Raw genomic sequence first — 7,330 nt, forward strand, 5'->3', positions numbered from 1 at the left:
AAAAGTCATTCCCGATGACCGCCACAAGGTGCAGGTTGCCAAAAACAATAACGGCAACACCACCGAAGCTACCAAAAATATCAAAGAGCCTTTGAACAGCGGTCAAACGCAACCCACCGAAAAGCAGGCGGAAAAACAAGCCGCCAAGCAGGAACAGGAAGGAAAATGTCTGAACCTTGATTTTCCTGATTAAAAGATTAATATGATTAATTCAAGCATCATGTTAATCTTTTAATTCTAAAAATCAAGGTCAAAGTTTATTATTGTGTACTCTTTTGAATTGCAGACTTTTTGCGCCAAAATTAATCAACAACCCTATTTGCATTTTATAGGCTTCAAGATAATTCATTGCCTGTGCCAAGTGTACATCTTCAAGGTTGATAATTGCCTTCAATTCTACCATAATCTTTTCCTCAACAAAGAAATCAACCCTTCGTGTTCCGATTTGAGTATCCCTGTAAAAAACAGGCATTTCCATTTCTCTTGCAAATGCTAACCTTTCGAGTTCCATTTCGATAGCCAATGCCCGTTGATATATTACTTCCTGAAATCCGTTTCCTAACGTACTATGCACCTGCATAGCACATTTGATAATTCGTTTTGTTAAATCTTCGTACAGCATAATTTGTATTTTTTACCACAAAGATAGCCAGAATCTCGCAAAGATAGGCAAAATTTGGAAGAATAGAGTAAGTATTTGGTTGTTAGGTTAGTTCAGCGTTGTTTCGCTATATTCTTCTAATAGGCAAAGTGGAAGAATATAGAGCAGTTAAGCGAAAGATTTGCTACCTATATACTGCCTTTTTGGTTAGTCGAATTAGGAAGCAAAAACAACCTGAATAAAGATAATCACCTTAAAGAGCACTTGTTTTTCTAAAAACGTCTTTCAAAAATAACCCTTTTTTCGCACTAACGGCAGAAAGATGGGTTTTTTAGTAGAAAATTGGAGTTTGTTTCCCATTCGCTCCATATTTTATACAACTGAAAATAACTCTGTTACAAGTAATTTTACACTTAAATAACAGAGTTATGACAAAGGACGTAAAGGTGTCATTCTACCTGAAAAGGAATGAAACGAAAAAGGATGGTAAAAGCCCTGTAATGGCAAGGCTTTCAATCGGAAAATTCTCCGAAACCATCTTTAGTGCAAAAATGACTGTTCCGGCAGATTTATGGGCATCCGGCCGTGCCACAGGGAAAAGCCATACGGCAAATGAAATTAACCGGCAGTTGGACGAAATCAGAGCATCCGCCCTGTCGTATTACCGTGAACTGTCGACGGTAAGGGATGGCGTAACAGCCGAAGATGTAAAGAACTTATTGCTGGGCATGGCATCCGGGCAGGAAACGCTATTATCCTATTTCCGTACCCATAACGAGAATTTCGACAAGCGCATCGGCGTAAACCGTAAGGAAGGTTCGGAAAAAGGTTATTGGTTCACACTTAACCATCTCACAAAGTTCCTGAAAGAGAAATACAAACTTTCAGATATTCCATTTTCTGCATTAGACAGGTCGTTTATTGATAAATTTGACCTCTATCTGAAAATTGACCGTCGGCTTGCTCCGGGTACGATAGTAATATATACTACTCGGTTGGGCACTATTATCGGGGAAGCTATAACCGAGGGCATCATCACCAAAAATCCTTTCGCCGGTTATGAGCCGGAGCGTCCTGAACGGCAACAAAAATATCTTACTCGAAAGGAGTTGAATAAGCTGATGACAACTCCGCTTGTTACCTCAAAGCAATACCTTATCCGTGATTTATTCCTCTTTTCATGCTATACCGGAATCCCGTATTGCGATATGTGCAAATTAACTGACGGAGATATTTCGGTTGCCGAAGATAATGTAGTCTGGATAAAAACATTCCGTGAGAAAACCGGAATAGACTATGAAATTCCCATGCTCGAAATTCCTTTGCAAATTCTTGAACGCTATCGGGGGACAGCAACCAACGGACGACTACTGCCGATGTACCCAAATGGGGAGTTGAACAGGGCATTGAAAAATATCGCCCGTATATGTGGTATCGCCCGACGGCTCACCTGGCATTGCGGGCGGCACACATACGCCACCGAAATCACTCTTTCACAGGGTGTTCCAATAGAAACAGTAAGCCGTATGCTTGGACACAGCCAGATTTCGACGACACAGATTTATGCGAAAATCACCAACGACAAGATTGATGAGGATATGAAAATGTTGGAGAAACGTATCGCCGGGAAATTCAAATTTGCTATTTAATAACTTAATATATTTCAATCATGGAAGCAAAAATTAAAGAAGATAAGAAAGATAAACGGCGCAGCACATTTGCGATTTTATTCTATATCAACCGTACTAAAATCCGCAAGGACGGTATGTGTCAGCTATTGTGTAATATCAGCATTGATGCTGAATCCGAACAGGTAGGAACGAAAGTATCCGTTAATCCGTCCCTATGGGATTCAACACAAGGCCGTGCCGCAGGGCGTAGCCAAAATGCGCTCCAAGTAAACAAGTCTATCGACGAGCTTACGGAACGTATCAAAAACCATCATAAGGAAATAAAGGAGAGTTTGGGATTTGTTACGGCCGAACTCGTTAAGAACGCCCTGAAAGGTATCGCCCAAAAACCGCTTACGCTAATGAAACTCTTTGAAGAACATAACGACGAGTTTAAGAAACGGATTGGAGTAGATCGTAAAAAAGAGGCACACGGTGTATATGTGGTGTCATACAATCATCTTTTAGCATTTATCCTGAAAAAGTATGATGCCGATGATGTAACGCTCCGTAGTCTTAACCTTCGTTTTTACGAGGATTACGATCTCTTTTTAAGGACAGACAGAGGGTTACAGCAAAAAACAGTGCATCAACATCTGTACAACCTAAAGAAAATAACCAAGCGGGCTTTCAATCAGGGAACGCTCCGGCGCGACCCTTATATGAAACTGTTTCCCGAATTACCACCGCTAAAGAGCCGTCATCTGAAACTGGAAGATTTGGAGAAACTGATGCAGTGCCAACTCGACAGACCCAACTTACGTCGCGCCCGTGATTTGTTCGTTTTTTCGACGTTCACCGGATTGTGCCACGCCGACCTTACAAGATTGTCTGACGAGCATATTGAACAGGCTTCTGACGGAAGTTTTTGGATTAAAATAAAGCGCCAAAAGACCGGAACAGGATGTGATGTACGCCTTTTAGAAATACCCCTGAAAATTATGGAGAAATACCGTCCTCAGAGAACCGGCAAACGTATATTCAAAGTTTATGACCGTAGCTATATGGGGAAACTTTTGAAAGAAATCGCTAAGATTTGCGGAACCGGACATATTTCATTTCACAAAGCACGACATAATTTCGGAACGCATATTACGCTCTCACAGGGCGTTCCTATTGAAACCGTAAGCCGGATGATGGGACATAAGAATATCTCCACCACACAGATATACGCCAAAGTAACCGATAAAAAAGTGGATGAAGATATGAAACGGCTTAAATCCCGGACGGCATCTAAAGCTAATAAAGTTACATTGTATGAAGATGAATCGCTCCGGGCGGCTATCCGTTATCCCGGAGAAAGGAAGAAAAACAAGAATGTTCAACCCTCAAACAATCAATAAAATGAATACAACAACAATCAAAATAGAAGAAGGACGGGTAATTATCCGTTCAATAGCGGGCGGCGTTTGGCTTACCCAGCACGAAATCGCCGATATTTTCAGCGTGTTCATATCGGCTATAAACAGCAATATCCGTTCCATACTAAAAAACGAGATATTACGGGAAGATATGGTTTGCCGCCATAAGGATAATGGAAACGGCAGTATATTGACACTCTATAATCTGGAAATGATAACGGCACTGGCTTTCCGGCTCAAATCCCGGCAGGCACAATATTTTCGTGAGTGGATTACCGGACAGGCATTGAATCCCGTAATACTTTGGAAAATCCCCGGCATTAATACGATGCTGAATTGATTGCTATATGCCGGAAACAAGAAACGACCCGTAAATAAGGTCGTTTCTTGTTTATACCAATTCCTGTTGGTCGATGGTCTGCTTTCGGGAATCTTCCAAAAATTGCTGTATTTCTAATTCTTTATAAAGAATTTTACCACAGATCAGGTAATAGGGAATAGTTCCTGCCGAACGGTATTCCTGTAATGTCCTGCGGCTTACCCTCAGCCTTTCCGAAAGCTCCCGGTCGGTAACGAAGCGTTGCCCGTTAAAAGAACGACGGGAGGGGACTTCCAATTTATCAATCAGACTACTTGCCTTTTCCAACCGTCGAAAAATGTCTATCACGCGCGGATCGCTTTTTTCAATCAAATTATTCATGACCTACATTTTTTTCGGTTGATGAGCCGAAGATTGCAGTAGTTTCTGCACATCTTCCGGCTTGTAACGTATCTTATACTCTATACGGCTATAAGGTAATAACCCCTTTTCCCGATAGCTTTGCAGGGTACGTTTGGTTATATCCAATATCTCGCAAACATCCTGATTATCCAGCCATTTTTTCAAACTTAAATCTTCCTGACGACGGTATAACCTCTCCGCCTTTTCTTCAATATCTTCGACACGTTTTACTAAAGTGTCAAAGACCTTTATACTCATACTGATTATCTCCATATTTCTACGCTTTGTATTCCCGGAGAAACAAAAATAGACATTCCCATTTATCTATTTACCGCTCTATTTTTCTATGGCATAGAGTGGCTACCAACTAAAACAGACTGGCAGCCAAAGTTGGTCAACCGCCAATAAATACAGCGATTGCAGTGATTGTTTCCCATAATAACCAATCACTGATATAGTTTTTTCTACCGTTCTCCCGGTATAACGTCTTCCTCATTTTTATATGCCTGGATATGGAGAGGGTAAAAACATGATGGTTCTGTTGTCAGCAGCAAAGGTATTTCCGGCGTTCACGCCCAACAAAATTTTTAGCAAAAAATCTTCCTCTTTCCCTACGGGCGAGCGTATTTCCCGCGAAAAATTTGGTGTGGGCTAACACCTACCTTTTTAAGCTACTGAAACAGAACTCATCATACCCTCTCCGTTACGGCATAAAAAAAAGTCAGACGTTATGAGAACAATAGAAAAAATAAATAGGAAACAGGAATCTATCAACCATCCATTAAGCATAAAATTGGTGGTAAAGATAGTAGCGACCGCAGTAGGTTTCTATGTGTGGGGTATCGACTTTATTTGGGTGGTTTTGGGCGTGGTTTTCTGTTGGAATATCCTAAAGGGTATCGCATCCTGCCTTTTCTCTCTCATCGCTCTGATAGGCTTTTTCTGGTTTTTATTCACTCACATTTTTTAATCCCAACGATTATGAGCAAAGTGTTTTTATTAGGAGCAAACAAGGAGATAGACAGAGCCAAACAAGTGGTAGAAGTCAATCAGATAATCCAAATGGAGGGTTACAGCTACGACAGGTATGTAGTATATGAAATCCGCAAAAATGATTGGGGCATTGCTTACAAGTTGATTAACCTGCGGACAAAGGATTTTCAGACGGCTGACATTATCAGACCATTAAACGAAAAATTCGGTATCGGTTATTACTATGACAGCGAGAACCCTCAATTTATGGACAGTTTCGAGGTAGCGATACTTCTTCAACAAGCACACGGACAGAAGCAAGTGGAGCAGGACGAAGCCGAAAAGGAAAAAATCAGAGTAGAGCAGGTTAAAGAAATCGGAGGAAAACGCTTTGCCGAGATATTCCCCGAAGATGCACAAGCAGTTATCGTGGCGAGATTGAAACAGGACGACAGCGACCGAATGACCGATTATTATGCACACAGTACGCAACGCACTGTTATTTTGGGCTTTTCTAAGCACAAACGGGACATCTTTTCCGAAATGCGGAAACACGCTCCCAATTTAGAAGAAACCGCCTATTTAGCCGAGTTTAATGAGGATTATGAACACCGTGAGAAATACAGCATGGGCGACGGCTATTATTTGGGAGAGAGTAAATATTGCGGTTGGATAATCGAAAAAGTGAAAGTCTATGACCGCAATCGCACGATAGAGGATTTTGCCTACACCGCAGGGAACGAAGACAATATACACCTTTCAAAGACCGATACAACGCCACCGAGCAAGCCGACAGAAGAAACCAAAGGCGGTTGCACATTGGTAGAGTATTCAGCCAAAGCCGTAGCCGTTTTCGGAGATACCAAGTCAATCAAAGACGAACTCAAAGCAATGGGTGGACGATTTAACAGTCATCTGACATTCAACGGAAAGAGGTTAGCTGGTTGGATATTCACAAAATCACAGGAACAGCAATTAGCCTATTATTTCGGATTAGATTAAGTATTCATACGGGGCGGAGCAATTCGCCCCACAAATCACAAAAACAATGAAAGCAGAAAATACAGCAACCGATTATTTCAAAATAACTATACAGAGTTATTTAGAACAGAGAGCGCAGACCGATGAACTGTTCGCCCCCACCTATGCCAAGTCGAACAAGAACATTGACGATTGTGTAACCTACATTCTCAATTACGTGCAGCAAAGCGGAATATGTGGATTTACGGATGATGAAATTTACTCCCTTGCCCTGCATTATTACGATGAGGACAATATCGAGGTTGGCAAGCGCATTGAGTGTAATGTTGTGGTAAACCATACCATTATCCTAACCGATGAAGAAAAAGCACAGGCACGACAGAAAGCCATTCAGAAAGTACAGGACGAAGCCTATGCCAAAATGAAACACGGTAATGCCAAGCCGAAAGCCAAGCAACCCGAAACGAACACAGTCCCTAAGCACTTAATTCTTACTTATCTACTGCCCGTTTTCATGCGAGAGTCTTTTATACAGTTTGTAGTCAAATAATTATCTTCCGACTACTACAAATATAATAAATATTTTATTATACAATCATGAAAATCTTTTAATCAAGAAAATCAAGGTTCAGACATTTACAAAAAGAAGCAAACCAAAAGCACGGCTTTTCGGCGGACAAAACACTTTCCATTGCGCAAAAACTGTATGAGGCAAAACTGATTACCTACCCACGCACAGGCAGCCGTTATATTTCCGCAGACGTATTCGATGAAATCCCCGAACTCATTAACAGTATGAAAACGCACCCGCGTTTTGGCGATTATGCCGCCAAAATGGACACTCAAATCCTGAATATCCGCTGTGTCGATGACAAGAAAGTAACCGACCACCACGCGCTTTTGATTACCGAAAATCAACCCAAAGACCTTTCCGGCGAAGAACAAACCATTTATGAAATGGTTGCGGGCAGAATGTTGGAGGCATTTTCAAAGAAATGTGTCAAGGATGCAACTACTATTATAT

9 protein-coding genes and 2 pseudogenes are annotated in these 7,330 nt (G+C 41.4%); 8 read left to right on the top strand and 3 right to left on the bottom strand.

Annotated elements, in window-relative coordinates:
* Positions 1 to 193, top strand: a pseudogene (locus tag ACYPWY_RS15160) (hypothetical protein); the annotation flags it as partial.
* Positions 194 to 250: 57 nt separating this feature from the next.
* Here the strand turns inward: ACYPWY_RS15160 and ACYPWY_RS15165 are convergent.
* Positions 251 to 622 (bottom strand): GxxExxY protein, encoded by a 372-nt coding sequence (locus tag ACYPWY_RS15165; protein ID WP_459686392.1) that lies wholly within the window; start codon positions 620 to 622, stop codon positions 251 to 253.
* A 407-nt stretch (positions 623 to 1,029) separates the two neighbouring features.
* Between ACYPWY_RS15165 and ACYPWY_RS15170 the strand changes: the two genes are divergently transcribed.
* Genes ACYPWY_RS15170 through ACYPWY_RS15180 form a run of 3 tightly spaced genes read left to right on the top strand, consistent with a single transcriptional unit; the run spans position 1,030 to position 3,972 of the window.
* Positions 1,030 to 2,250, top strand: a complete 1,221-nt coding sequence (locus ACYPWY_RS15170) for a site-specific integrase (RefSeq protein WP_459686393.1) — start codon at positions 1,030 to 1,032, stop codon at positions 2,248 to 2,250.
* Between the two features lie 20 nt (positions 2,251 to 2,270).
* Complete coding sequence (locus ACYPWY_RS15175) at positions 2,271 to 3,614, top strand: site-specific integrase (RefSeq protein ID WP_459686394.1); 1,344 nt, start codon at positions 2,271 to 2,273, stop codon at positions 3,612 to 3,614.
* A 1-nt stretch (position 3,615) separates the two neighbouring features.
* Positions 3,616 to 3,972, top strand: a complete 357-nt coding sequence (locus tag ACYPWY_RS15180) for a protein-tyrosine kinase (RefSeq protein WP_044165790.1) — start codon at positions 3,616 to 3,618, stop codon at positions 3,970 to 3,972.
* Positions 3,973 to 4,023: 51 nt separating this feature from the next.
* On the opposite strand, the gene ACYPWY_RS15185 is transcribed toward ACYPWY_RS15180, so the two are convergent.
* Positions 4,024 to 4,332: a helix-turn-helix domain-containing protein gene (locus tag ACYPWY_RS15185; RefSeq protein ID WP_044165791.1), complete on the bottom strand. Its 309-nt coding sequence runs from the start codon at positions 4,330 to 4,332 to the stop codon at positions 4,024 to 4,026.
* A 3-nt stretch (positions 4,333 to 4,335) separates the two neighbouring features.
* Complete coding sequence (locus ACYPWY_RS15190) at positions 4,336 to 4,626, bottom strand: helix-turn-helix domain-containing protein (RefSeq protein ID WP_183209675.1); 291 nt, start codon at positions 4,624 to 4,626, stop codon at positions 4,336 to 4,338.
* 457 nt (positions 4,627 to 5,083) lie between these two features.
* Here ACYPWY_RS15190 and ACYPWY_RS15195 point away from each other — a divergent pair, with 457 nt between their 5' ends.
* From ACYPWY_RS15195 to ACYPWY_RS15210, 4 genes and pseudogenes are all read left to right on the top strand, one after another.
* Complete coding sequence (locus ACYPWY_RS15195) at positions 5,084 to 5,323, top strand: hypothetical protein (RefSeq protein WP_044165798.1); 240 nt, start codon at positions 5,084 to 5,086, stop codon at positions 5,321 to 5,323.
* 11 nt (positions 5,324 to 5,334) lie between these two features.
* Positions 5,335 to 6,327 (top strand): fusion protein, encoded by a 993-nt coding sequence (locus ACYPWY_RS15200; RefSeq protein ID WP_459686395.1) that lies wholly within the window; start codon positions 5,335 to 5,337, stop codon positions 6,325 to 6,327.
* A 46-nt stretch (positions 6,328 to 6,373) separates the two neighbouring features.
* On the top strand, positions 6,374 to 6,856 hold the full coding sequence (locus ACYPWY_RS15205) for a PcfK-like family protein (protein WP_459686396.1): 483 nt from the start codon (positions 6,374 to 6,376) through the stop codon (positions 6,854 to 6,856).
* A gap of 86 nt (positions 6,857 to 6,942) precedes the next feature.
* Positions 6,943 to 7,330, top strand: a pseudogene (locus ACYPWY_RS15210) (DNA topoisomerase); the annotation flags it as partial.

The sequence above is a fragment of the Viscerimonas tarda genome (assembly GCF_054601255.1).

Excerpts from the sequence above, each read along its gene's own strand:
- ACYPWY_RS15165 (WP_459686392.1), bottom strand. The coding sequence starts at position 622 with ATGCTGTACGAAGATTTAACAAAACGAATTATCAAATGTGCTATGCAG.
- ACYPWY_RS15190 (WP_183209675.1), bottom strand. The coding sequence starts at position 4,626 with ATGGAGATAATCAGTATGAGTATAAAGGTCTTTGACACTTTAGTAAAA.
- ACYPWY_RS15170 (WP_459686393.1), top strand. The coding sequence starts at position 1,030 with ATGACAAAGGACGTAAAGGTGTCATTCTACCTGAAAAGGAATGAAACG.
- ACYPWY_RS15205 (WP_459686396.1), top strand. The coding sequence starts at position 6,374 with ATGAAAGCAGAAAATACAGCAACCGATTATTTCAAAATAACTATACAG.
- ACYPWY_RS15175 (WP_459686394.1), top strand. The coding sequence starts at position 2,271 with ATGGAAGCAAAAATTAAAGAAGATAAGAAAGATAAACGGCGCAGCACA.
- ACYPWY_RS15185 (WP_044165791.1), bottom strand. The coding sequence starts at position 4,332 with ATGAATAATTTGATTGAAAAAAGCGATCCGCGCGTGATAGACATTTTT.
- ACYPWY_RS15195 (WP_044165798.1), top strand. The coding sequence starts at position 5,084 with ATGAGAACAATAGAAAAAATAAATAGGAAACAGGAATCTATCAACCAT.
- ACYPWY_RS15180 (WP_044165790.1), top strand. The coding sequence starts at position 3,616 with ATGAATACAACAACAATCAAAATAGAAGAAGGACGGGTAATTATCCGT.
- ACYPWY_RS15200 (WP_459686395.1), top strand. The coding sequence starts at position 5,335 with ATGAGCAAAGTGTTTTTATTAGGAGCAAACAAGGAGATAGACAGAGCC.